This window comes from Natronococcus occultus SP4 (genome assembly GCF_000328685.1).
Classification (GTDB): Archaea; Halobacteriota; Halobacteria; order Halobacteriales; family Natrialbaceae; genus Natronococcus; species Natronococcus occultus.
This window is the reverse complement of record NC_019974.1, coordinates 1889859-1913592: the sequence shown is the minus strand read 5'-3', so window position 1 is coordinate 1913592 and position 23734 is coordinate 1889859. Positions and strand designations below refer to the sequence as shown.

Annotated in this window: 24 protein-coding genes; 10 read left to right on the top strand and 14 right to left on the bottom strand. The window is 66.2% G+C overall.

Going from position 1 to position 23734, the window contains the following annotated elements:
• Positions 1 to 152: 152 nt before the first annotated feature.
• Together NATOC_RS09505 and NATOC_RS09500 are read left to right on the top strand one after the other, a co-directional pair.
• Positions 153 to 962 carry a succinylglutamate desuccinylase/aspartoacylase domain-containing protein gene (locus tag NATOC_RS09505; RefSeq protein WP_157224607.1) on the top strand — a complete coding sequence of 270 codons (810 nt, stop codon included), beginning with the start codon at positions 153 to 155 and terminating at the stop codon, positions 960 to 962.
• The gene (locus NATOC_RS09500) at positions 959 to 1270 is read left to right on the top strand and encodes a hypothetical protein (RefSeq protein WP_015321219.1); all 312 of its coding nucleotides are present in this window, start codon (positions 959 to 961) and stop codon (positions 1268 to 1270) included. The genes NATOC_RS09505 and NATOC_RS09500 overlap by 4 nt, the downstream gene beginning before the upstream one ends.
• 76 nt (positions 1271 to 1346) lie before the next feature.
• Here NATOC_RS09500 and NATOC_RS09495 read toward each other — a convergent pair whose 3' ends face one another.
• The 9 genes from NATOC_RS09495 to NATOC_RS22695 all read right to left on the bottom strand — a co-directional run bounded on the left by NATOC_RS09495 (position 1347) and on the right by NATOC_RS22695 (position 9864).
• Positions 1347 to 2270: a CBS domain-containing protein gene (locus NATOC_RS09495; protein WP_015321218.1), complete on the bottom strand. Its 924-nt coding sequence runs from the start codon at positions 2268 to 2270 to the stop codon at positions 1347 to 1349.
• Positions 2271 to 2366: 96 nt separating this feature from the next.
• Positions 2367 to 4349, bottom strand: a complete 1983-nt coding sequence (locus NATOC_RS09490) for an oxidoreductase (protein ID WP_015321217.1) — start codon at positions 4347 to 4349, stop codon at positions 2367 to 2369.
• Between the two features lie 286 nt (positions 4350 to 4635).
• A complete protein-coding gene (locus NATOC_RS09485) occupies positions 4636 to 6225 on the bottom strand; it encodes an HTTM domain-containing protein (protein WP_015321216.1) in 1590 nt (529 codons plus the stop codon).
• A gap of 206 nt (positions 6226 to 6431) precedes the next feature.
• Positions 6432 to 7025 carry a universal stress protein gene (locus NATOC_RS09480; RefSeq protein ID WP_015321215.1) on the bottom strand — a complete coding sequence of 198 codons (594 nt, stop codon included), beginning with the start codon at positions 7023 to 7025 and terminating at the stop codon, positions 6432 to 6434.
• Positions 7026 to 7254: 229 nt separating this feature from the next.
• Positions 7255 to 7503, bottom strand: coding sequence for a hypothetical protein (locus NATOC_RS09475; protein WP_015321214.1), 249 nt, complete (start codon positions 7501 to 7503; stop codon positions 7255 to 7257).
• Complete coding sequence (locus NATOC_RS09470) at positions 7496 to 7873, bottom strand: HalOD1 output domain-containing protein (RefSeq protein WP_015321213.1); 378 nt, start codon at positions 7871 to 7873, stop codon at positions 7496 to 7498. The genes NATOC_RS09475 and NATOC_RS09470 overlap by 8 nt, the downstream gene beginning before the upstream one ends.
• Positions 7874 to 7936: 63 nt before the next feature.
• Positions 7937 to 8587 carry a helix-turn-helix domain-containing protein gene (locus NATOC_RS09465; RefSeq protein ID WP_015321212.1) on the bottom strand — a complete coding sequence of 217 codons (651 nt, stop codon included), beginning with the start codon at positions 8585 to 8587 and terminating at the stop codon, positions 7937 to 7939.
• 63 nt (positions 8588 to 8650) lie between these two features.
• Positions 8651 to 9658: a phosphatase PAP2 family protein gene (locus tag NATOC_RS09460; protein WP_015321211.1), complete on the bottom strand. Its 1008-nt coding sequence runs from the start codon at positions 9656 to 9658 to the stop codon at positions 8651 to 8653.
• Between the two features lie 71 nt (positions 9659 to 9729).
• The gene (locus NATOC_RS22695; RefSeq protein ID WP_217255557.1) at positions 9730 to 9864 is read right to left on the bottom strand and encodes a transporter; all 135 of its coding nucleotides are present in this window, start codon (positions 9862 to 9864) and stop codon (positions 9730 to 9732) included.
• Positions 9865 to 10149: 285 nt separating this feature from the next.
• On the opposite strand from NATOC_RS22695, the gene NATOC_RS21810 reads away from it, so the two are divergent.
• The gene (locus NATOC_RS21810) at positions 10150 to 10302 is read left to right on the top strand and encodes a hypothetical protein (protein WP_015321210.1); all 153 of its coding nucleotides are present in this window, start codon (positions 10150 to 10152) and stop codon (positions 10300 to 10302) included.
• 104 nt (positions 10303 to 10406) lie between these two features.
• Positions 10407 to 10670, top strand: a complete 264-nt coding sequence (locus tag NATOC_RS09455; protein WP_015321209.1) for a hypothetical protein — start codon at positions 10407 to 10409, stop codon at positions 10668 to 10670.
• 467 nt (positions 10671 to 11137) lie between these two features.
• Here NATOC_RS09455 and NATOC_RS09450 read toward each other — a convergent pair whose 3' ends face one another.
• From NATOC_RS09450 to NATOC_RS09440, 3 genes are all read right to left on the bottom strand, one after another.
• Entirely contained in the window at positions 11138 to 11491 is a 354-nt protein-coding gene (locus NATOC_RS09450; protein WP_015321208.1) for an SHOCT domain-containing protein, read from the bottom strand.
• Between the two features lie 80 nt (positions 11492 to 11571).
• Positions 11572 to 13212 (bottom strand): hydroxysqualene dehydroxylase, encoded by a 1641-nt coding sequence (locus tag NATOC_RS09445; RefSeq protein WP_015321207.1) that lies wholly within the window; start codon positions 13210 to 13212, stop codon positions 11572 to 11574.
• A gap of 30 nt (positions 13213 to 13242) precedes the next feature.
• Positions 13243 to 14577 carry an RNA-guided endonuclease InsQ/TnpB family protein gene (locus NATOC_RS09440; RefSeq protein ID WP_015321206.1) on the bottom strand — a complete coding sequence of 445 codons (1335 nt, stop codon included), beginning with the start codon at positions 14575 to 14577 and terminating at the stop codon, positions 13243 to 13245.
• Positions 14578 to 14814: 237 nt separating this feature from the next.
• On the opposite strand from NATOC_RS09440, the gene NATOC_RS09435 reads away from it, so the two are divergent.
• The gene (locus NATOC_RS09435) at positions 14815 to 15906 is read left to right on the top strand and encodes a glycerol dehydrogenase (RefSeq protein ID WP_086009773.1); all 1092 of its coding nucleotides are present in this window, start codon (positions 14815 to 14817) and stop codon (positions 15904 to 15906) included.
• Positions 15907 to 16023: 117 nt separating this feature from the next.
• Here NATOC_RS09435 and NATOC_RS09430 read toward each other — a convergent pair whose 3' ends face one another.
• Positions 16024 to 16659, bottom strand: coding sequence for a hypothetical protein (locus NATOC_RS09430; RefSeq protein WP_015321204.1), 636 nt, complete (start codon positions 16657 to 16659; stop codon positions 16024 to 16026).
• Between the two features lie 240 nt (positions 16660 to 16899).
• Here NATOC_RS09430 and NATOC_RS09425 point away from each other — a divergent pair, with 240 nt between their 5' ends.
• The 3 genes from NATOC_RS09425 to NATOC_RS09415 all read left to right on the top strand — a co-directional run bounded on the left by NATOC_RS09425 (position 16900) and on the right by NATOC_RS09415 (position 20298).
• Entirely contained in the window at positions 16900 to 18180 is a 1281-nt protein-coding gene (locus NATOC_RS09425) for a hypothetical protein (protein ID WP_015321203.1), read from the top strand.
• A 61-nt stretch (positions 18181 to 18241) separates the two neighbouring features.
• The gene (gene hpt, locus NATOC_RS09420) at positions 18242 to 18844 is read left to right on the top strand and encodes a hypoxanthine/guanine phosphoribosyltransferase (RefSeq protein ID WP_015321202.1); all 603 of its coding nucleotides are present in this window, start codon (positions 18242 to 18244) and stop codon (positions 18842 to 18844) included.
• 77 nt (positions 18845 to 18921) lie between these two features.
• A complete protein-coding gene (locus NATOC_RS09415) occupies positions 18922 to 20298 on the top strand; it encodes a uracil-xanthine permease family protein (protein ID WP_015321201.1) in 1377 nt (458 codons plus the stop codon).
• A 257-nt stretch (positions 20299 to 20555) separates the two neighbouring features.
• Here the strand turns inward: NATOC_RS09415 and NATOC_RS09410 are convergent, their stop codons facing one another.
• Complete coding sequence (locus NATOC_RS09410; protein ID WP_015321199.1) at positions 20556 to 21350, bottom strand: helix-turn-helix transcriptional regulator; 795 nt, start codon at positions 21348 to 21350, stop codon at positions 20556 to 20558.
• Positions 21351 to 21554: 204 nt separating this feature from the next.
• Between NATOC_RS09410 and NATOC_RS09405 the strand changes: the two genes are divergently transcribed.
• Both NATOC_RS09405 and NATOC_RS09400 read left to right on the top strand, forming a co-directional pair.
• A complete protein-coding gene (locus NATOC_RS09405) occupies positions 21555 to 22544 on the top strand; it encodes a DMT family transporter (protein WP_015321198.1) in 990 nt (329 codons plus the stop codon).
• 112 nt (positions 22545 to 22656) lie between these two features.
• Positions 22657 to 23730: a Vms1/Ankzf1 family peptidyl-tRNA hydrolase gene (locus NATOC_RS09400; protein WP_015321197.1), complete on the top strand. Its 1074-nt coding sequence runs from the start codon at positions 22657 to 22659 to the stop codon at positions 23728 to 23730.
• Positions 23731 to 23734: the final 4 nt, after the last annotated feature.

Here is a 23734-nt window from a genome sequence, read left to right as displayed (position 1 = left end):
TCACGCCCGTCGCCGATCGTCCCGATAGGACGTCTATATCAACGGTCTGGGGAGCCGAACACTGGAGCCATCGATCCGCGGGCCTGCTGCGCTTCGATATCGGTTCCCGGCGGCACATCATTTATCTTCACGCGCTCGAGAACGGACACAGTGTGAACAGACGGACGGTGCTCGGAGCCGGGGCTGCGACCGTCGGCCTGGTCGCGGGCGCAAGCGTCCTCCGGTCGAGAGGTGAGCCAGCGGGACCGGGCGAGCCGGCCTCCCCGCATTCGTCGATGGACCTCGAGACTCGTCCGATCATGGAGGGAACCGACCGCGAGACGCCGCTGTTCGAACTCGAGGCCCCGGAGTCGGGCCCGACGGCGATCGTCTTCGGCGGGATCCACGGCGGCGAGACGAACGGGTACCGGGCTGCAGAGGAGATCATCGGCTGGGGTGTCGAGCGTGGAACGCTGGTCGTGATTCCCTGGGCCGAGATCGTCGCCGTCGAGCGAAACACCCGCGACGGCCCGGAGGGTGACCTGAATCGAAAGTTCCCCGCCGGAGAGGAGCCGACGACCGAACTCGCACGGGCGCTGTGGGCGGCGGTCGAGCGCTACGACCCGGACGTCGTCCTCGACCTGCATCGCTCTCGGGGGATTTACGACACCCACGGCCAGTGGGTCGGGCAGGCGATCTTTCCGACTGGAGCGGGCGACGCCCCCGCCGACGCCAGAGCTGTAATCGAGCAGATGAACGACGAACACGTCCCACGGTTCATGCTCCCCCACCGATTCACGATGGGGAACACGCTGACCGGCTCGAACCCGTTGTTGATCCACAAGGTCGGCGGCGACCTCGATCGCCCTGGCTTCCTCGTCGAACTCACGGACTTCATGCTCGACCCGGCGACGCAGGTGCGCTGGACGGAAGCGATCACCGAACGACTACTGGAGCGCTACGGCCTCGAGCGGATCGCATGAACGAGTATCGCGAGCTCGCGGTTCAGGTTCTGTTCGGACCGGCAACGGTCGTCACCTTCTGCCTGCTGTTCGTTCCCCTGGCCGTCGGCGTTCTCGACACCCGGCTGATGACGCCGCTTGCGGCACCGGGATACACACTCTTGCTCGCGATGACCGTCGTCGGAAGCGAGGTGTTTCCCCAGTACTCCCTCTGGGTTTACTGGGTTCCCTTCACCGTCGTCTGTTACGGGATCGCGTCGGTCGTCGGCGGACTCTACTACGGGATCCGTGCGTTCCGGAACACAGGAGAGTCCGTATTCGCGTTCTGAGGGCGGCCGTTTCCGAACTCGCGTCGTCCTCGGGGGCGCCTCGAACTGCGCGCCACTCGCTGCTGACACCGATCGCTCACGCGATCGTTTCGACCTCGACAGTCGCCGTCTCGGGCGAGTCATCGACGAGCACCGTCGCTTCCCCCTCGATGACTCGTTCGCCGTCCGAATCGAGGACGTCGGTCGTCAGTTCGAACTTCCGATCGCCGATCTCGCCGACGATCTCACAGACCGCTGTGACGCGCTCGCCGAGGTCGACCGGCCCCAGGAACGCCAGATCCTGGGAGACGTAGATGGTGACTCCCGGGAGCCTGGCGAGGGCGGCGCTGATGAGCCCGCTCACGAGGGTTCCGTGGGCGATTCGCCGGCCGAATCGCGTCTCGCCCGCGTAGCGCTCGTCGAGGTGGAGGCGGTTGGTGTCGCCCGACGCCGTCGCGAACGACCGCACGTCCGCCTCGGAGAGATGCTTCGAGAACTCCGCCCGGTCGCCGACGCTCAGTCCGTCGGCGGAGACCGTCGAACACTCGAACGTCCAGTCGGCGTGTTCGTACTCGGTCTCCTGTCTGGCGCGATACTGGGGCGTCGACTCGGAGTCGGTGGCGAGCGTCCGACGATGAAAGACCTGCGGCGCGTACCGGATCACGTCGTCGGTGCTCACCAGGCCGACGAGACGGCCGTCCTCGACGACGACCAGCCGCGCTACCCCGTGGTCGTGCATGGTCTCGAGGGCGTCTTTGAGTTCGGCAGCCGGATCGGTCGTCGCGACCGGCGCGGACATGACGTCCGCCAGTAGCTTTTCGCGCGGGGACTCGCTCCGGTCGAGCGCCCGGATGAGATCCGTTCCGGTGGCGATGCCGACGACCTCGTCGTCCTCGACGACCACGACCGAGTTGATATCCGCCGCGAGGAAGGTCCCCGCGGCATCGGCAACCGTCTCGTTCGGTGCAGCCGTGACCACCGGCGTGCTCATGACGTCTACGACGCGGATCGGATACGACATGGACAGAGACGTAGGCTGGCGTCGATCATAGTATGCTGGGCCGGGTTCCAGTATCCTGAAATCGGGAGCCGGGCCCACGTGACTCGATCGCTTGGGCTACGGCCGCGGGCTGAAGGTTCGGTACGGATCGCCGACCGAGATGCCGGCCTCGGTGCCGTCGAGGGTCGCGCGATAGACGTCCCGGGACTCCCGAGCGTCGCCGACGACGTAGATCGGCGCAGGGTACTCCTCGAGTTCGTCGGCGAGGCCGTCGTTGGGCTCGTGTCCTACCGCAAGCACCACGCGGTCGGCCTCGTAGGTGGCCTCCGAGCCGTCGGAACGAACGGTGGTCACGATCTCTGCCTCGATAGAGAGCACCGTCTCTCCCGTGACGAGTGCGACGTCGTCGTTCGACTCGAGAGTCTGGAGCACGTCGATGCGACTGATCCGTTCTTTGTCCGGCGCGATCCGATCGGTCTGCTCGACCACGGTGACTTCACAGCCCCGATCGGCCAGGAACCTGGCTGTATCACAGCCCACGTCGCCGCCACCGACGACGACCACTGACTCGTCAGCGACCGAAACGGAGCCGTCGACGACGTCCCACGACTGGACGACGTGGGAGCCGTCGGCTCCCGGAACGCTGATGCCGCGAGGACTGGCTCCGGTCGCCACGACGACGGCGTCGGGGTCGACCGCCTCCACCGTCGCTCGATCGACGCGCTCTCCGAGCCGGACGTCGACCTGACGGCGATCGAGCTGGTGTTCCAGATAGTCGAGATACCACCCGTTTTTCCCTTTTCCGGGCGGGGCGGCCGCGAGGTGGAGCTGGCCACCCACGTCCTCGGCCGCGTCGTACAGCGTGACGTCGTGACCCCGGTCGGCGCTTCGGATGGCCGCCTGAATCCCCGCCGGGCCGGCGCCGACGACGAGCACCCGCTGGCGCTCCGGTGCGGGTTCGAGGGTGGCGAACTCCCGCTCGCGGCCCACGGTCGGATTGACCGTACAGCCCAGCTCCCTGTCGGTGAAGATTCCCTCGCCGATACAGCCGATGTTGCAGCCGATACACCGGTTGATTTCTTCCACGCGCCCCTCTCGGGCCTTGCGCGCGAAGTGTGGGTCCGCGATGTGACCCCGGCCAACGGCGACGAAGTCGGCGTCGCCGTCGGCGAGCACCGCCTCGGCCGTCTCCGGCTGGCGAATCACACCGACGGTGATGGTCGGGACGTCGACGGCCTCGCCGATCGCTGCGGCGTACTGCGACCGCCAGGCCTCCTCGAAGCTCATCGGCTCGAGGACGCGGGTCGGCACGCCGTAGGCGCCAACCGTGACGCTGAGGACGTCGACGCCGGCCGCGGCGAGCAGTTCGGCCATCCGTGTGGCGTCCTCGAGGCCGTAGCCGTCGTCGACGAACTCGTCGGCGCTCAGCCGGAACGACAGCGCGAGGTCGTCGCCGACCGCGTCCCGAACCCCCTCGACGATCTCCGTCGGAAACCGCATGCGGGCTTCGAAATCGCCGCCGTACCGATCGTCCCGCTGGTTGTTCCGCGGGGACATGAACTCCTGGATGAGGTAGCCGTGTGAACCGTGTAGTTCCACGCCGTCGAACCCGGCCTTCCGTGCGCGTTTCGCGGCGTTGACGAAGCGTTCCACTATCGATTCGACTGCGTCGGTCTCGAGGACCTGGGGATCCCGGGCGTTGTACGCGTTCTCGACGCTCGAACAGACTACCGGTCGGGGTCCGCCGGTTTTTTTCACCGTCGTCCCGCCGCCGGCGTGGTGGAGCTGTACGAACGCACTCGCCCCGTGTTGTTTGATACGCCGGGCGAGCTTCGAGAGTCCCGGGACGCGACCGTCGTCGGCGATCGAAAGCTGGTTGACGATCGCGCGTCCTCGCGGGTACTCGACGGCGGCAGTACCGACGGTGACGAGCCCGGTCCCGCCGGCTGCGCGTTCCGCGTAGTAGTCGAGCAGTCGGTCGGTGACTTCTCCGGAGGCGGTGGCGTAGTTCGTCCCCATCGGCGCCATGACGAGGCGGTTTCGGAGTTCGATAGGACCGATGCGTTCACCGTCGAACAGGTGTGGAAATTTGGAGCTCATTGGTGATAGTGACCGAAGAGAGCGCGCGGTGAGCTACTGTTCACCGCTTCAATTATAAACTCTCGCAGTATTCCACTACTCGAATAATCGGCGGTAGATACTCCACTCCACCACACCCTGGTCCGTTCTCGCCATCTCCGTGACTATCGTCAGTCGATCCTCGGCTGGATCCGTCCCTGGGTATCGCTTCGTCCGCTCGAGGGAATCGACCCTGGGAACACGAACGGGACGCTCGCAGCTCATGCGGGGTCTCACCGACGGTGCAACTCGATTCCAAGAACGGTCGTTACTCGGGCGGGGCGATCTCTCTCGGTTCGTTGTCACCGCAGCCGTGGGCGTAGATCGGTCGTATCTCTCGGTCCCGATCCGCCGGCTCGTCGATCGTCTCGAGGGTGACGTCCTCGACGACGTAGTACATGTTGATGCGAGCGAGGTCCTCGCCGTGGTCGTCCGCCCACGTCTCACAGAGGTGCTCTGCGAGGGTTTCGGACACGACATCGTCGGGACCGCCACGCCTGACGCTGTTCATGTAGAAGCGTTCTCGGTAGGTGCCAAACTGTTTCTGGAGCTCGTCGTGGGGTCGCTCGTAGGTCACCGGGCGCTCGCTGTACGCGTCGACCGTGTTTCCGTTCTCGGTTTCGGCCGGGAAGACGTAGTATCGGTCGACGGTTCGTGGATGCGGTGCGAAGACGGTCCAGTCGGGCTGGGAGACCCGGATCGCGTCGGCCCTGTCGTCGATGCGGTCCTTCGGCCCGTCCTCCTCGTCGACGAACTGGGCGACGGGCAGGTACGACAGTGTCGGGACGACGAGGAGCGAAACCACCGCAAGGACCAGCACGACGGTGTAGACGGTCGTTTTGACACGCCCAAGGACCGCCGAGTCGAGCCCAGCTTGGGGGAGCCGGGCGCCGACTCGTTCGAGTTCGGTACGTGAGGGGACGAGGCGAGACCGATCGAGAGGTGCGGAGCGAACGAGGTCCTCCAGTCTGTCCCAGACCGGCGCCTGCAGGAACAGGAGGAGACCGGCGATCGCGACGTACGGGAACGCGCCGATCCGGACCGTGATCGCGAACGAGGCGTGGCCCCCGATGAACATGGCGACGAAGAGCGTGCGTGCGTGCCCACGAAGGAACACGAGGAGCCAGGCGAAAAGCAGCATGTAGTACCAGGTTAGTCCGCCGTACTGCAGGAGCGTCGGGACGCTCCGCATGAGATCGCCGAGGAGGAACGTCGTGTTGTCCAGCCCCATGATGAGCGGGGTCGCCTCTCCGCCGGTCCACAGCTCGGATTCGCGCTTGTGGTAGCCGTTGAGGACGTACATGTAGACGATCTGGGCCAGGATCGCCGCGGACGCGAGGCTCGTGATTCCGGTCCTCGGCGGCGCATCGGCCTGAAGGGCGTCGACCGACCAGCGTTCGCCCAGCGGCAGGAAGATCGCCCAGAACAGCAACATTCGAAACAGGGTATCCGCGAAGCTGAGGACCAGGGGGTTGTGGTGGTCCAGGGAGACGACCAGGAGAAAGGAGAGAACGACCGCGATCCTCGTTTTGTAGCCGACGATCAGCTGTACTGCGACCAGTATCGTCAGGACGAACACCGCCGCGATCACGGTCGGATCCGTCGTGAGGTAGTAGACCGAGACCGCGTTGTCCGCCGTCATCTCCCTGGCGAGGGATTGGGGGACGACGCCTCCCTCCGTATAGAAGAACGAGAAGTTCCGGGAGCGAAGCAGGACGTCCGCGATGATGAGCAATCCGGCGGCGATGCGAAACGCGGCGAGCGCCCGCGTATCGATACGAATCGCCCCTGGGTCGACGTACGTGGCCTCGCGCAGGTGATCTCGAGCGCGCGTCGAGATCGTACGGAGCGGGTGCATGTCCGGTACGGAACAGTCTCACGTACAACGGTACGTACCATATACGTTCGCTCACCGTAACTGTCTGATCGTCCGTCTCGACGTCGAGTCACTCCCTCGAGGACGGCGATCGGGGCCCGCAGTCTACCGGCTCTCCGGGCCTGTTGCCCTCGTCACCGAACCGTTCGACAGCCGAGCCGAGAAGCACACGGGGGCCGTGACCACCGCTACGACCGACCGGACTCCCGAACCGAGATCACGGGACGGTCCACCGATCGCAGGATCTCCTGGGAGACGCTTCCGAACAGCGCCTGCCGGGCGGGAGAGCGATCGCGGCCGCCGACCACGACGAAGTCAGGGTCGACGTCCTCGACCGCGGCGAGGACGCGGTCGGTCGGATCGCCGACGTCACCGCGGATCTCGTAGTCGACGCCGGCCGCCTCGAAGGCCGCCACGAGCTCTCGAATCAGCGCCTTTCGTTCCAGAATCGTTTCGATCCCCTCCGAGGACGGCGGGTCGGTCGCGTCCTTCGGGCCGCCGCTCTCGGACCACTCTCGGACCCACTCGGGAACGTCGCCCTCGATCCCCGGCTGGATCGCCGGCTCCGTCCTCGACCACCGTTTCACCCACTCGAGGGAGTCGTCGTCGCTTACCGGTTCGCTCTGTGAAACCGCTTGCTGGTACGTCTCCTCGGTGAGGACGTGTACGACCACGACCGTCGCATCCGCCGGCGCTGCGACGTCGATCACGGCGCTGGCGATCTCGTCGGTTCGATCCCGATCCTCCTCGCCGACGGTCACCAGGATCGTGTCTGGGCTCATACGACTCCCTTCGGTCCCGAGCCAAATAGCCCTAGCACCGCCGTGGGAACGAGCACTCTGGAGGGGAGGAAACGAGCGTTCCAGGATCTTCTACCGTCGCTACCGACCCCCGTTTCGTGACCGACCTCAGCCCAGCTAACCGGTGATTACTCGCCGAGAGCGCCGATCGCACTCGACCGTGACCCGGTGGTCGGAGTGAACATCTCGCCCCGAATCGGCACGAAAACCCTCACTCGATCGCGTCCAGAAACTCGTCGAGCGTATCGGTGAGCTCGTCGACGCGCTCGCCCTCCTCGTCGGCCGCGTAACGGACGATGTAGACGTCTTTCTCCTTGGCCTCGCGAGTCGTGTCCACGCCGTCGACGCCCTTCCAGATCCCCGTCACCTCGACCGTGCCGTATCGCTGGTGGTTGTACTCGTCACCACGTTCGATCACGCGGTCGGCGCCGGTGGTTGGCAGTTCGTCGTCCTCACCCATCGGCCTCGGCCGTCGTCTCGGTTACCGTCACAGTTCCCGGAGTCTCGAGGACGATCTCGTGTCCGTTGTACCGAAAGTCAACCCGACGATCGGTCCCGGTGGGTGGCTGAAACAGCGCGTCGAGCGCGTCCCCATCGACGGCTGCGTGCAGCGGCTCGAGCTCGATCGGATCAGTCTCGGTAACCGCCCCGACGGCGGCGACGACCGCCTGACTTGGCGCGTCCGTAGCCGGATCGTACTCGAGTTCGTACGCGTCCTCGCGACGATCGACCGCGATCGTCGACGTCAGGACGTCGAGCGCTCCCCCCTCGGATCCGTGGTGCGTATCGCCGGGAGCCGACGCTGTCGTAGGTCCGTTACGCTGGATCACGTCTGGAGTATAGAACGGCCGGCACGTGAGACTGACTTTTACGTACGTAACTCTTTTATAAGTCTACTCGGAGGGGTCGATCAGCGTACTCGCGATCAGGCGTCTGGTGCCTCGCTGCAGGCGGGAGGCCAGCGCCTGCCGGGAGATATCGAGCTCGTCGGCGACCTCCGCCTGACTGACTTTCCGGGGCGAGTCGTAGAACCCGCGGACGTAGGCAAGCGTCAGCGCTTCCCGCTGGGCCTCGGTGAGATCGTACTCCTGGCCCGACTGAAGCGGCGAGAGCGCGTGCAGCTGCGTGAGTTCGATCGGGATCTCGTGGTCCGTACAGTAGGACTGGAACGCGGAGATCGCCTCCTGTTGCTCGGCCCGGACCTCGAAGGTCCACTTGCCCTCCCGGCCGACCGCCGAGACGAGCGCGACGTCGGTCTCGAGGATCGCGGTCAGCACGCTCTCGTACTCGAAATCCCAGTCGATGCGGACGAAGACCTCGCCGTCGACGTCGTCGACGATCCGCAGGTCGTCGATCCCGGGGTGGTCGACCCCCTCCAGGGAGATCTCCGCGGAGTCGTCTCGTTTGAGCCAGAAGTACGGGATCAACACGCCGTTCGTCGGAACCACACGATCGAGCTCGATCTGTGCGGCGGGGAACTTCGAGAACACTTCTGCCAGCGGGAACTCCCCTTCCGTCGCGGTAAACGAGGCCTCGATCGCCATACCGGAACTCGTCGCGAGGACGCAAAGATCTGCCGCAGCCGTCGATCGGATCGAAGGCGACTCTCAGCCGTTCCCGCCGTTCTCTGGCGGGCGTTCGCGGGTGGCGGCCGCTTCGACGGTCCGACCGCTGAACGGGAGCGCGGCCTGGAGCCGCCGGACCGTCCTCGTGTCGTCGAACCGGACCGCAACGTACGGCGCCGCGATCGCGCCGCCGAAGGCGACCGCGAACCCGATCGTCTCGAGGAGCGCCAGCAGACTCACCGTCACCGTGCCGGCGATCACGAACCCGCCCTCGACGGCGATCAACAGATCGAGCAGCCTGACGACCGCCAGCAGCGGGAGGACGATCAGCCCCAGCAGGAGCAGCGAGGCGCCCAGCGGCTCGGCGTTCCGGCTCTCGAGGACGGGCCACGTCACGAGCCCGCCAAGCGACGCTCCGATCGCCATCGTGGTGTACTCCTCGGAGCCAAGCAGGAAGGCCCCGACCGCGATCGTGAGCGAGAGCGCGAACATCGGTGTGACCGAACGGCTCGTGATCCGGAGCGCGACGGCGACGAGGCCGAGCCCCAGCGCGGCTCCGAGGACGACGTCACCGACGTAGTGAACCCCGAGAACGACCCGGGAGAACGGGACCGCGACGATGAGCGCGCCCGCGACCGCGTACCGCTGCCAGCGTTTCCCGACGTTCATCACGGCGGCCAGCGCGCCGTAGACCGACGCGGCGCCCATCGCGTGGGCACTCGGCGTGCTCCAGCCCGGATACTGCTCCGGGGCGAAAGCCAGGGGCGGCTCGGCGGCGTACAGCGGTCGCTGGACCTCGAGAATGCCCTTGAGACCAGCGACGAGTGCGAGGGTTGCGACCGCGATGGCGAGCACCATCGCCCGGTCGTGGCGGTCTTCGGCGGCGCCGAACCAGTACAAGAGGGCCGCCACGGCGACCAGCGTCGCGCCGTCGCCGAGGGTGGTGACGACCCCGAAGAACTCGACGACGACCTGGGGCAACGCCTCGTTGATCGCCCTGTTCACTTCGGGATCGAAGAAGAACGTGGGCAGGTCTCGCCCCTCGCTCATTCTACGGCACAATTCGGGAACGAGCTACTTGGCTTTGCGGCCGGAACGGTCCGACCGCTCCGCCGGAGACGTCAGTTCTCCGTGAACTGCCTGAGTCCGACACCGACGGCCGTCAGGACGGCTCCGAGGACGATGCCGAGCGGCGGCGGCAGCGGAACGACCCTCGCGAGTCCCACGAGGATGACGAGAGTGGAGAGTCGAGTCACGCTCTCCGTAGCCCGGCTGCACGGAAAAGTTCGCTGCGCGCACGGTCCGACGGACGGCGGTCCGAAGCGGGACGACACGTCCCGAGCGAGTCGGTCAAGTCGGGACCGAACGACCGTCCCTTCCAGTCACACGTGTACTATACTGCAATCCGCGCAATGAGTACCCTCTCTCACCGGATCGCCGACCCGAAATCCGTTCCCGGAGTCGAATTTCGGCGCACGTCCTCGGTCCCCCATCGTCTGCAACCCCCACAATTAATAGGGTTTGTACTGTGTTGGTGTACCATGCCAATGGACCCGCGCGACGAGGAGAACGTCGACGAATCCGATCCGTTCGCCTGCCCGGTCTGTGACGAGACGTTCGACTCACAGCAAGCGCTGGCGGATCACGGCGAGAGCGAGCACGAGGACACCGAGATCGACTCCAAGCAGCCGTAGACGGTGTCCGTGAGACGATTGCGGGACCGTTTTCCGCTGGTGTCACTGGGCAGTACAGTTAACTGATACTACCTCAAAACGAATAGATACGAGTGAGCTGATAGATGTCCCTGACCCACGATCCGCGCCCCCCGCTTCCGGACTGGATCATGGACGCATACGGCGTCCTTTCGGCACGAATCACCGAGTCGGCCGACGACGAGGGGGCGCCCGCGATCGCCCGCGAGCGAGCGATGCGGATCCTGTGTACCGACGAGGAACTGGCGCTCGAACGCGCTGACGCCGACCACGCACTCGCGCGGCTGCTCGAGCGCGGCTATCTGTACGAGGTCGACACCGAGCTTCGCGTGACCTCGCCGCCCGAGTAGCGACCAGTCCGTTTTGTCCTCACACCCTGACCGACGTCCCGATCGCGTTCGACCGAGAGTCCGTGCCGAACAGGACCGTGAAGTACCTCGGGGACAAGCCCCGAGGCTTCACCGTTTTGCCCATGCCGTCCAGAAACGGACGGGTGGGCGCAGGCGAATTTAATTCCCCTCGACCTTCCCGAAATGGGTCGGTTGGAATTAACACCCGAACGCTCGGTGCGTCCGTGGGGGTCGGTCGCTCCACCACGACCCGACAACACCCGTCTCACCACGTCAAGGACGCGGGTTTTGAGAGGTGTCGCATTCCTCGCAACTGCGCGCAGTTGCTTCGGATTACGGTCTTTAATCCACGTCGCAACTGTTCTCGTCAATACGGTGGGATGCGTCATATAGCTTACGCGATTCTCCCTCGGGGTCAAGCCCCGAGGCACTCTCGCTGTATCTCTGTAGACCCGGGAGGACGAACCTCACCGTTCGTCGCGTCGAAGCCGTTCCCGGCGCTGCTCGAACTCCTCGTCCGAGAGTTCGCCGCGAGCGTAAGCCACCCGCAGCTCCTCGAGTGCCCGGTCGGAGTGTCCGCTCGAGGACGCGACCAGCCCTCTATACAGCAGATACCCCAGTCCGAGGAGCACCGCCAGCGGAACGAGCCACATGACGATCATCGCGCCCCCGACACCGGTCGATCCGCTCCAGCCCCACATGTGTTCTCCACCCCACATCCCCATCAGCGGCCAGGCCAGCCCCATCAGCAGGATCGGCAGGAGCAAGAGGACGGCGACGAGCAGCAGTACCGTTCTGATGAGCGTGTCGTCGGTCGCCATACGAGGACGAACGTCGAGAGGCGACAAAGTACTGCGGGGGCGGTTCCCGAAACCGGGAACGGACGCCCGAAACCCGCCGATCAGCGCCGGATCCCGACCCGATCGACGACGGTCCGCAGTGACTGGGTGACTGCAGCTGGATGTGGCAGTCCGAGCCGGTATCGGATCCGATCCTGGCGCTTGAACGGCTCGAGCGCGGCGGGTTCCTCGAGCTTCCAGATCCGCGCCGTGTCACCGACGCCGTGACGCCGACAGACGGCGTTGGCCGCCCGGCGACCGGCCTCGTTGGCCGACTCCATCGAGGCCAGGTCGCTGTTGGTCCGGACGTAGTCGCTCGCGAGCGTCAGATTCTCGACCCCGACGTCGGCCGGGGGACGGTTCCGCAGTGCGCCGACCGTGTTGATCAACAGCGGCGAGCGGTTCTCGACGCCCTCACTGCGAGTCTCCGACCCACCGCCGACTTCGACGAGCGCGGGATCGAGGAACCAGTCGACCAGCAGGTCGTCGCCGAGCCGCGCCTCGGGGCCGTCGAGGTGTCGTTTGAGCTGTTCCCAGATCTCCGTGACGATCTCCTCGCGGGAACACCGCCTCGCAGGCTTGTTGTAGACGATTCCCGGGGTCTCCCAGTCCGACGCGATCACCGAGAGGACGCCCGCGACCTCGTCGGGCCCGCGCTCGTCGAGGTCGTACCCCGTCCAGAACTGCCGCTGGGAGATCGACGTCAGCGCCCAGGGAGCGTCGGCGTACACCTGATGGCCGCGAGTCAGCTCGACGTCCTCGCGGAGGTAGAACTGGATGCCGTTCATCCAGGCCGTCTCGAGGCGCTCGATCCGCCCGAGCTCGGGTGCCACGCGAGCCATTCCCGGCGTGACGAACTCGGGAGCGACCTCGACGGGGACCGCGAGGACGTACTCGTCGCTTCGAACCCGACTCCCGTCGGTCAGCTCAAGGCTCGCGATTCGCCGTCCGTCGAAGGTGAGTCCGCGGGCTGACGTCCCCGGGTGGAGCTCGACGCCGAGTTCCTCGAGGTACTCGACCCAGGGGTCGATCCAGGCCTCGCTGGTCGGCCCGTTCAGGATCCGCTCGGTCGGCCTGGTCGGATCGAGCTGGCCGAACAGCAACTGCATGTAAATCGTCCCGATCGTCCTGGCGCTGCCGACCTCCGGCCGGAGCGCGACCAGCGACTGGGTGGCGAAGGCGAGCCGATCCTGGAACGCCCGCGATCGGTTCTCGGCGTCGATGAACTCCCACCAGGAGACGTCGTCGAGCTCCTCGCGGCGCTGCTCGCAGGCGGTCAACAGGTACGCCAGCCGCTCGAGCAGGAACCGGACGTCCTCGGGCGGCAGGTCCTCGGCGAACGCCGGCCGGAGCGCCTCGAGCCAGCCCCGCAGCGAGTCCGGACTCCGCGTCTCCGCGACCTGATCCGGCCGGTGGGTGCTCGCGATCAGCGTCGCCTCGGTCTCGACGAGGTTGTCGGCAACGCTGCCCGTTCCGTCGGGGAGCCGCTCCATCGTATCGATCACGTGGCGGTAGAACGCCGGGAAGAACCGGAACCCGTGCTCGCCGTGCAGTCCGTTCGGATCGTCGATCGGCATCGAACGGGCCTTCCCGCCGAACCGGTCGTTTGCCTCGTAGACGGTCACGTCGAACCCGCGCTCGGCAAGCTCCTGGGCCGCGGTGAGGCCACCGATTCCGCCGCCGATCACGGCAACGTCGGTCATCGTGACGCCTAGGTCGGCGACGTACGTGAACTACCCCGCCCTACTCGCCGCCTTCGGCGACTCCTTGAGGGCGGGGCTTCCTGATTCGACGACGCGACTTGCAGATACGGAAACCGTATCCACAGCGGTCGCAGTCTCCACAGGCGTTGACGAGAGCGGGGCTCTCGTCCGCACAGCAGAATCGCAAGGCGATTCTGAGGACGTTCCTTCGGAGTGACCCACTCCTAGTTCGGCAAGACCGCGAGAAAGAACGTTCAGCGACGCATTGAAATCCCTGTCCAACTCGAACCCACACGCTGGACACGAATGCTCGCGTACCCACACCGGTTTCGCCGTCTCCACCCCACACGAGGCACACTCTTTCGTCGTCCCCTCAGGCTTGACCTCCACCACGTGACAGCCGTGTTTCCGCCCGTGATGCTTGAGGATGCGAATGAACTCGCGCCAGCCGACCTCGTGCTTGTTTCGGGCGTTACCATCACCTTCCAGCATCGACTTCACGTCCAAATCCTCGACGAACACGGCGTCGTACTCGGTCGTGTATGCATGGGCGAGCTTGTGCTTGTAATCGCGTTTCTTGTTCCGCATGTCCATGTGGACCTCGGCAACTCGCTGGCGTTGTTTGTACCAGTTGTTCGACTCGTACTCTTTCCGGGAGAGCGAGCGTTGCTCGCGTTCGAGCCGGTCGCGGTCGTCGGACAGGTCGAGGCGGTTGATTGACCGCCCGTCCGAATCGTGGATGAAGTTGAGGACGCCGAGGTCGAGGCCTACTGTGTCTTCTGGGTCGATGTCTTCGGGATCTGGTTTCTCTGGTTCGTCGCGTTCGACGCTGAACGAGGCGTACCACGCGCCCGTTGCCTCTTGCTTGACGGTGACGTGTTTGATGTCGTTCGGGTCGATGTTACGGTGGAGTCGAATAGGGATTTCGAGCGTCTCGCCACGTACTTTCTTGAGTGTTACGAGTCCACGGCCGTCAGGACCACTCTTTTTGTCGAGTTCGAAGCCCCGTTGGCGATACGTGAAACTCTGGAACTCTCTCGGTTTCTTCCAGTTCAAGTTCCCGATTTTGTGCCCGTTATCGCGTTTCTGGGCGAGGCCAGTGATACTGTGGTAGATGCGTTCGACGGCGGCTTGCAGTACGGTGGAGTACACGTCGGCCCACTCATCCCACTTGATTTTCCAGTCGGGGAGTTCGTCGCGGACTTTCCAGACGCGTTGGCGGACTGTTTGGTCTGGGTCTTTGGGTAACTGGTCGAGACGGTAGAGTGCGTGGTTGTAGACTTGGCGCACGGTGTTCCGCTGCCAGCCCAGTAGCTCTCGCTGTTTCGTTGTTGGCAAGAGCCTGAAACGTGGGCTGTACTCCATGCGCGTGTACGCTATCTTCGTTCTGTGGTTTGTTAAACATGTAGGTTGAGGGTGGTTGATACTCGTGCGGGCGCTGTATCCCCGCCCTACGCCCTCGGATTGCTCGCTCCTTGAGAACGGGGGCTTAGCGCCCTCGATTACAGCTAATGGGCGGGCCTAACAGCGGTGTCAGCACCCGACGAACGCATCAGTTCCCGAGAAATCCCTATTTATCCCTTCGCGATGGGAGGAGTCCACGTGACTCGATCGTTCAAATCTCCAGCGGCGTACGTACAGGGCCGCGACGCCCTCGATCAGCTCGGCGACCGACTCGCGTCCACAGCGGCGTCGGCGCTGGTGCTCGCCGACGCGGACGTCCTCGAGATCGTCGGCGACCGTGCCGAGGCGAGCCTCGAGGACGCCGGCGTCGAACCGACTCTCGAGGAGTTCGGCGGCGAGTCCTCCGAGACCGAGATCGACCGCCTCACCGAGGTCGCCCGCGAGGCCGGCACTGACGCGATCGTCGGCGCCGGCGGCGGGAAAGCCCTCGATACGGCCAAGGCGGTCCGGGAGAACGTGGGCGGGGCGATGGTCTCGGTGCCGACGATCGCCTCGACGGACGCGCCGACGTCGGCGCTCTCGGTGATCTACTCCGAGGACGGCGAGTTCGAGCGCTACTGGTTCTACACGGACCACCCCGATCTGGTACTGGTCGATACGACGGTGATCGCGGGCGCGCCCGTTCGCTTCTTCAGGTCCGGGATCGCGGACGCGATGGCGACCTGGTTCGAGGCCGACGCCGTCCGACGGGCCGACGGCGAGAACTTCTTCGGCGAGGGGCCGACTCGCGCCGCCCACTCGCTCTCGCGGCTCTGTTACGACATCCTACGAGAGCACGGCCGCTCGGCGGTACAGGCCGTCGAGCGGGGGATCGTCACCGAGAGCGTCGAGGCGGTGACCGAGGCCAACACCCTCCTGAGCGGGCTGGGGTTCGAGAACGGCGGGATCGCGGGCGCCCACTCGGTCCACAACGGGCTCACCCAGCTCGAAGCCACCCACGGCGCGACCCACGGCGAGAAAGTAAACGTCGGGATCGTCACCCAGCTCGTCCTCGAGGGACGGGACGACGCGTTCCTCGACGACGTGATCGAGTTCTCGACCGCACTCGAGCTTCCCGTCACGCTCGCCGAGGTCGGGGTCGACGACCCCGCCACGGACGACCTCGAGCGGGTCGCACGAGCGGCGGTTGCCGAGGAGGAGACGATCCACAACGCCTTCGACGTCGACACTGCGGAGGTCCGCGACGCGATCGTCGCGGCCGACGTCCTCGGTTCGCAACACCGCTCGTAGTCTCCCGCGTGGCCCGCAGGATCACCGCCGGCGATCGAGACGGGAGACAACGGCGGGATCGGAGCGTGCGGGTCGAGACGATCCACCGTTCCCGCCCTCGGAATCGAGCGGGCGTTCTCAGTCCCTGATCCGCTCGAGGTCCGAGTCCTCGATCGGCAGGAACTGTTCAGGAAGGTACTCGAGGACGGGCTCGGGGAGCCGTTCGAGCAGCCACTCGGCGACCACGACGAGGGGTTTTCGGACGAGCACGTATCCGACTCCGACCGCGAGCAGCGCGATCGTGACAGTTCGGACGATCCCGTCGAAAACTACCAGTCCGGGAACGGCGAGAACGGCGGCGAGCACGAGATCGGTCGGCGACCCGTCGTACCGAACCCAGCGCCGCGGCGCGAGCCAGCGGCCGTGGTAGTGACTGTAGACCGCCCGATCGGAGCTCTCCCGCCAGGGTTTGAGCTCGAGGCCGCCGCCGAAGACGTCCATGAACGAGTGCAGTGCGGCCGCGAGGAGGAAGACCGCGACGGTGACGGTCGCGTCGGTCGGGACGAGCACCGCGACGACCGACGCCGGGACCGCGAGCAGCCAGTAGTAGACGGGAAAGTGAAGCGTCCGCCGGTGGCCCGCGTACAGATCGAGGTCGGGAAAGACGCCGCCGGCAATCGCCGCGACCGCGAGGACGCCCGCGAACTGCGGCGCGACGAGTGTGAGCGCGGCGGCGAGCGCGAGTCCCGCGAACGCGTGGGTCGGCGCCATCATCGGTTGCGGTCCGTTCGACGGCCCGTCGGATATGGCCGTCGCGTGCTCGAGCAAGCGCCCACCGTCGGGCGCAGGCTCGCGAGAGGGGGACGCGTTCGAAGCGGCAGCCGTGACACGGTTTCGGGGGTGGATTCTGCAAGCCCGTCTCTTTCCTCCGAACCGAACGTACCGGAATCCGAACTCGTCACCGTCGCCGTCTCTGCATCCGTCTGCGACGCGAGACGAACGACCCCTTCGACGATGTCACGAACCCCAACCCGCGCGTTTCACGGCGAGCGATCGAACGCCGCGATCTCCTGGCTGGCGATCGTCGTCGTGGTCCTTATTGGCGGACGAGCCCTCCGCGACGGCTTCGCCCACGAGGTGCTGTTCGCCGCGACGGTCGTCGCCGTCGCGGTCGTCCCCGTGGTCGCGCTCGGAACGACGCGCGCCGCCCTCCCCTGGGAGGTGACAGCCGTCGCGATCGCGCCCCTGCTCGCCGCCGTCGTCGCGCCGGATCTCTGGAGCCGACAGCTGGTTCTCTACGCCGGTGCCGCGACGATCGCGCTCGCGCTCACGCTCGAGCTCCACGGGCTGACCGAGATCCGCCTCGAGCGGTGGCTCGCGATCGCGTTCGTCACGATGCTGTCGGCGGCGATCGGGGCGACGTGGTCGGTACTCACGTGGACGGTCGATCTCGTTGCGGGAAGCGAGCTCCTTGCGAGCAATACGGAGGCGATGTGGCTCCTGATCGTCGCGACCGTCACGGGACTCCTCGCGGGCGTCTGCTTCGACCGCTACTACCGTCGTTTCCCCGGCGAAGAGCTCGTCTCGGCGCCCGTCGACGGGATCGAAGAGGACGTCTTCGCGAGCAAAGCCGACATCGACGGCCATCCACCCCTCGAGGAACGGCTTCCCGTTTCCGGACGCAGCCAGCGCGGGCTCGTCCAGGCGCTGCGGCTCGGGATCGCCGCGATCCTCGGCTACGGGCTCGTCACGTTCGATCCGGGGGTGGCCTTCAACGCGGCCGCGATGCTCGCGGTGACGTTCGTGCCGACGCTGCTCCGCCGGCGGTACGATATCCCGTTCGACGCGGGGCTTACCCTCTGGATCGCGACGGTGGTGTTCATGCACGCGATCGGCTCGTTCTACATCTACGACCGATCGTTCTGGTGGCACAACCTCACTCACCCCCTCTCGGCGACGCTCGTCGGCGCGGTCGGCTACGCCGCCGTTCGAACCCTCGACGAGCACCGCGACGAGGTCCACATGCCGCCGGCGCTCATCCCGGGAACCATCGTGGTGTTCGTCCTCGCGTTCGGCGTCTTCTGGGAGATCGGCGAGTTCGGGTTCGACGTTGTCGCCGCTTACACCGGGCTCGAGATGCCCCTCGCCCAGCACGGCCTCGACGACACGATGACCGACATCGTGTTCAACACGATCGGCGCGATCGTGGTCGCACGCTGGGGTCTACCCTACCTCACCGACGTCACCGACGCCGTAACGGATCGTCTCGACGGCCGGTGGATTTTCGGCCGGTGAACGGCCGTCGGTCGGCTTCCGAGAACGAACGGCTTTTACTCGGATTGCCCGAACCCACGCTATGGAGCGGTTGCTCGCCTCGCTCGACGACGCACCGATTATCGACAAGGACGGCTACGAGTACCTCGTCCACCCGATCAGCAACGGCGTCCCCCAGCTCGAGCCCGCCCTCCTGCGAGAGGTCGTCGTCGAGGTCATGCAGACCGCCGACCTCGAGGTCGACAAGATCGTCGCGCCCGAGGCGATGGGGATCCACCTTGCGACCGCGGTCTCTCTCCAGACCGACATTCCGCTGGTGGTGATCCGCAAGCGTCCCTACGGGCTCGAGGGGGAGGTGTCGCTCCACCAGGAGACGGGCTACTCCGAGTCGGAGATGTACATCAACGACGTCGACGAGGGCGACCGCGTGGTCGTCCTCGACGACATGCTCTCGACGGGCGGTACCTTGGCCGCGATCTGTGAGTCCCTCGACGGGATCGGCGCCGAGATCGTCGACGTCGTCGTCGTCATGCGGAAGGTCGGCGACTCCGCGCTCGACGACACGCCCTACGAGGCGACCAGCCTCCTCGATATCACCGTCGAGGACGGCGAGGTGATCGTCCACGACGTGCCGGACTCGGTCGAAGCCGACGCGATCCCCGATTCTGTCCACGATAGTGGATAGATAGCGGCGATGGATGGGTGGATTTAATCGCGATTGCGAACGTTTTTGTATAGGGGTTCGTAACCTGGCGCCCACAGATGTCGACCGAACGGGGCGGGGAGCTCGACCTCGAGTACGAGCGCGACGACCGGCCACCGTGGCCGAAGTCGCTCCTGCTCGGGCTCCAGCACGTCGCGGTGATGATCGTGCCGGCGACCGCGGTGGCGTATATCGTCGCCGACGGCGTCGGGCTCGGCGCGGGAGAGACGGCTTACATCGTCCAGATGATCCTGCTGTTCTCGGGGCTGGCGACGGTGATCCAGGCCTACACGATCGGCCCCGTCGGCGCGAAGCTCCCGCTGGTGATGGGGACCAGCTTCACGTTCGTCGGCGCGATCACGACGATCGGCGCCGAGTTCGGGATGGCCGCGGTGTTCGGTGCCGTCCTCGTCACCGGGTTCGTCGTCGAGGGCCTCATCGGCTGGCAGTTCGACCGCATCGAACCCTTCTTCCCGCCGCTGGTGACCGGACTGGTCGTCGTCATCATCGGCCTCTACCTGATCCCGACGGGGATGGAGTACGCAGCGGGCGGCGCCGGTGCCGACGATTTCGGTGCCACGCACAACGTCGGCCTGGCCGCGCTCGTGCTCGCGATCGCGGTCGTGTTGAACCTCTTTACCCGCGGCGTGGCCCGACTGCTCTCGATCCTCGCCGCGATCGTCGTCGGCTACGCCGTCGCCGTCCCCCTCGGGATGGTCGACTTCTCGCCGATCTTCGACGCGGCCTGGATCGCCGTCCCCTCGCCGACCCGGTACGGCTTCGAGTTCGAGCCGATCGCGATCGTCACCTTCGCCTTCCTCTTTCTGGTGTCGGCGATGGAGACCGTCGGCGACATGTCCGGCGTGACGGCCGTCGAGGGGCGATCCCCGGACGAGGACGAGGTTCGGGGCGGACTCTTTACCGACGGGATCGTCAGCTCCATCGGTTCAATCTTCGCGACCTTTCCCGTCACGACGTTCTCCCAGAACGTCGGGATCGTCAGCTTCACGGGCGTGATGAGCCGTCACGTCGTCGCCGTCAGCGGGGTCATCCTCGCCGCGCTCGGGCTGAGTCCTCGGGTCGGTGCCGTCGTCACGACGATTCCCAGCGCCGTCTTCGGCGGTGCCGTCCTGCTGATGGTCGGGATGGTCGCCGCCAGCGGCGTTCGGCTGATCATCCTGCACACCGAGCTCGATCGGCGGAACATGGTAATCGTCGCCGTCTCGCTCGGGCTTGGGCTCGGCATCGCGACGACGCCGGAGGCGATCCAGGGCCTTCCCCCCGCAGCGCAGACGTTCTTCGGCGAGCCCGTCATCCTGACGGCCCTCTCGGCGCTCGTGCTCAACACCTTCGTCCCCGGCGAGCAGAGCCCGCTGTTCGACGAGGCGGCCCTCGAGTCCGTCACCCCGTCGACGATCGATCCGAGCAACGACTGAAACTCCGCTCGCCGCGTCGCCATCCCACGCCACTCCCGTCTCGAGCGACTCCTGGAAGCGTACTTCGTCCTCGGCGACGAACGTCCCGTAGAGACCATGACAGATGATACCAACCTAGTCTCCGAGGACGCTCTCGGCGACGAGACTGCAAGCGACGTCTCGGACCAAAGGGGAGTCCAGGAACAGGAGGTCGGCGACTGGAAGGAGACGAACTGAGGACACCGACTCGCTCGGCCCGGAGCCGACGCCAGCGTCGATCAGGGCGACAGCGCGTCGGCCTCGAGGGGGTCCGCCGTCCGCCAGTAGTGGTCGTAGGTGTCCTGGGCCCACGAGCGGACGGCCGGATCGTCGGTGTCGACTGACGCTCTGAGGACGCCGTTCTCGTCGCGAAGGAGCAGGTAGACGACGTCGTCGACGAGCATTGCCGCGATCGGGACCCCCTCGTCCCGGACCCTGAGTTCGGCCTGATCCGACTCGACGAGCGACCGCAGTCGGCTCCGCAGCCCCGACTCGTCGGCGAGCGCTTCGATCGCGCGCCGGGAGAAGACACCCTTGAAGCGCTGGTCGCCCGCGGCCGTTCGCTCCTGCACGACGGTCAGGGTCTGTTCGTTGAACGCGTGGGAGAACGTCCGGACCTCCTCGGCCTCGCGCAGCAGGTCGAGTAGCCGGGACAGCGGTGCGTTCGGCCGCATCTGTGAGGGCTGGGTGATCGTCGCGTCCGCCAGTCGCCGCAGGTCGACGTCCATCGCGTGGGTCGGGAGGTAGTCGACGACCTCCCGGAGCCGTAGCTCCGCCTCGAGGATCTCCTGGAGGTCGGTAAACCCCGCCGAGACGAGCCGTCCCGTCGCGGTCGCCACGTAGGCGTCCTCGTCGCGTCTGATCCAGGACCGGTCCTCGAAGTCGCTCAGGATGCGTCCAAGCGTCGCCTGGGAGGCGCCTGTCGCCTCGGCCAGTTCGCTCCGGGTTCGACGCCCGTCGGCGAGCAGCCCGAGGACGTCGACGCGATTGGCAGACAGCGCGAGAAACTCGATCTCCTCGAGCGTCGATTCCATACGCCCGCTGGGTCCTCCGGGAGGAAATCACTTTCGTACCATGAAAGCATTTCACACTATGAAATCCCCGCGCGGGAATCGCGCCTTTCCCGATATGAAATCTTTTACGAGCGAACCTATATGCGTCGCGTTCGTACTCGAGAACAAGATGGAAGTTCTCGAACCTACACTATCTACGCTCGATACCGCGGAGGTGTCCACTCGGTGACCGACAGACGAACGATCGTCCTGTTCGCGCTCGCGAGCCTCTTTTTCGGTGGCACGTTCGTCGCCGCGAAGGCCGGCCTCGAGTACTTCCCGCCGCTGTTGTTCGTGGCGCTGCGGTTCGATATCGCGGCCGTTATCATGGTCGCGTACGCGACGCTTCGGTTCTCGCGGACGGAGCTGACGCCGACGACCGCCGGCGACGTCATCGGGATCCTCGCGACCGGGGGGCTGGTTATCGGGCTGGCGAACTCGCTTTTGTTCGTCGGCCAGCAGTACGCGACCAGCGCCGTCGGCGCGATCGTCTTCAGCCTCAACCCGATCCTGACGCCCGTGTTCGCCGCCGCGCTCCTCTCGACCGAGCGCCTCTCGGCTCGCGGAACGGTCGGAATGGGGCTCGGGCTCGTCGGCGTCGCGCTCGTCGTCAGCCCCGACCCCGCGATGTTGGTCGGCGGTGACGCCCTCGGGCGCGCGATCCTGTTTGCCGGGGCGGCCAGCGCCGCCCTCGGGGCCGTGCTCATCCGGCGGGTCGACGCGACCCTCTCGAGTTCGGTCCGGATCGCCTGGGGACTCCCCCTCGCCGCGGCGCTTTCGCACGCGCTGTCGCTTGCCGCCGGCGAGTCGGCGGCGGCGATCACCTGGAACGCCGCGTCGATCGCCGCGCTCGCGTACGTCAGCGTCTTTGCCGGCGTCCTCGCCTACCTCGCGTACTTCGCCCTGCTCGACGAGACGGGGGCGATCCGGGCGAACCTGGTCTTTTACGTCGTCCCCGTCGTCTCGACGCTGGGCGGATGGGCGATCCTGGGCGAACAGATCGCACCGCTCGCAGTCGTCGGCTTCCTGACGATCTTCGCGGGCTTTGCGGTGCTTGGCAGCGAGTCGGTCGACGTCCGCTCGCGGCTTCCATTCGAGCGCTCGCGGGCGAACGGCGTGGAATCGACCGATCGGTCGTCGGTACCGAACGACTCCCGACCCTCCCGGTCGGACTGAGCGGACGTGCTTGAGAGCGCCGGCCCGATTCCTAATCGCTCGCCACGCGTAGGGGTCGGTAGTTCCGATTCGGGGCCGACGCTCCACGACGCTTCGGACGATCTTCGAGCCTATGTCACTCTCGAACTACGACCTCCACGAACGACTCGATCGACTCTCGAACGTCTCCGCCGGCCGGGATATCCTGATCTCGCTGGCGGTTCCTCCGGACGAATCGATCGGCGAGGCCCGCCAGCCCATCGAGACCGACTACGCCGAGGCCGATCAGCTCGACGAGCAGTCGTCTCCGAAACCACTCGTCGACGCCCTCGAGGCGGTCCGCGATCGGCTGAGTGACTACGACGAGGTGCCCGAGACCGGGCTCGTCGTCTACGCCGGCGTCCCCGACGGCGACCTGCTCACGGCGACGTTCGACGACCTCCCCGTCGAGATCGAGGACTCGATCTACGAGCACGGCACCGAGTTCGACCTCTCCCCGTTCGAATCCGTCACCGAATCCTCGGCGACCTACGGCCTGCTCGTCGTCGAACGGGACGGCGCGGCGCTGGGCCGACTCGACGACGACGGCGTCGAGGAGATCGACGTCCTCGACAGCGACGTGCCCGACAAATCGAGCGCCGGCGGCCAGTCGGCCGAACGCTTCGAGCGCGACCGCGAGCGACAGAAACGCGAGTTCTTCGACGAGGTCGCCGACCGGGCCGCCGTCACGTTCCTCGAGGACGACGCGATCGACGGCCTGTTGCTGGGCGGTACCACGGGGACTGTCGAGCGGTTTCGGGAGGAGGCCGAACTCGATCACGAGCTCGAGGACCTGATCGCCGGCGAGTTCGCCGTCGAGTACGCCACGCTGCAGGGCCTCGAACAGCTCGCCGAGAAGGGCCAGGAGGCGATCGCGGAACGCGATCGCGAGGACGTTCAGGAGGCCCTCGACGAGTTCCTCGACGAGGTCGGCTCCGACGAGGTCGCCTACGGGGAACGCGACGTCGAGGAGGCTCTCGAATACGAGGCCGTCGACACGCTGTTGCTCTCGACGACCCTCGAGGGGACGGTACTCCAGGAGCTGGGCGAGCGGGCCGAAAACCAGGGCGGCGAGACGCTGCTCGTTCCCGACGACTTTCCGGACGGCGACCGGTTCGCCGACGCCTTCGACGGGATCGGCGCGATCCTTCGGTTCCCGATCGAGTGACTCG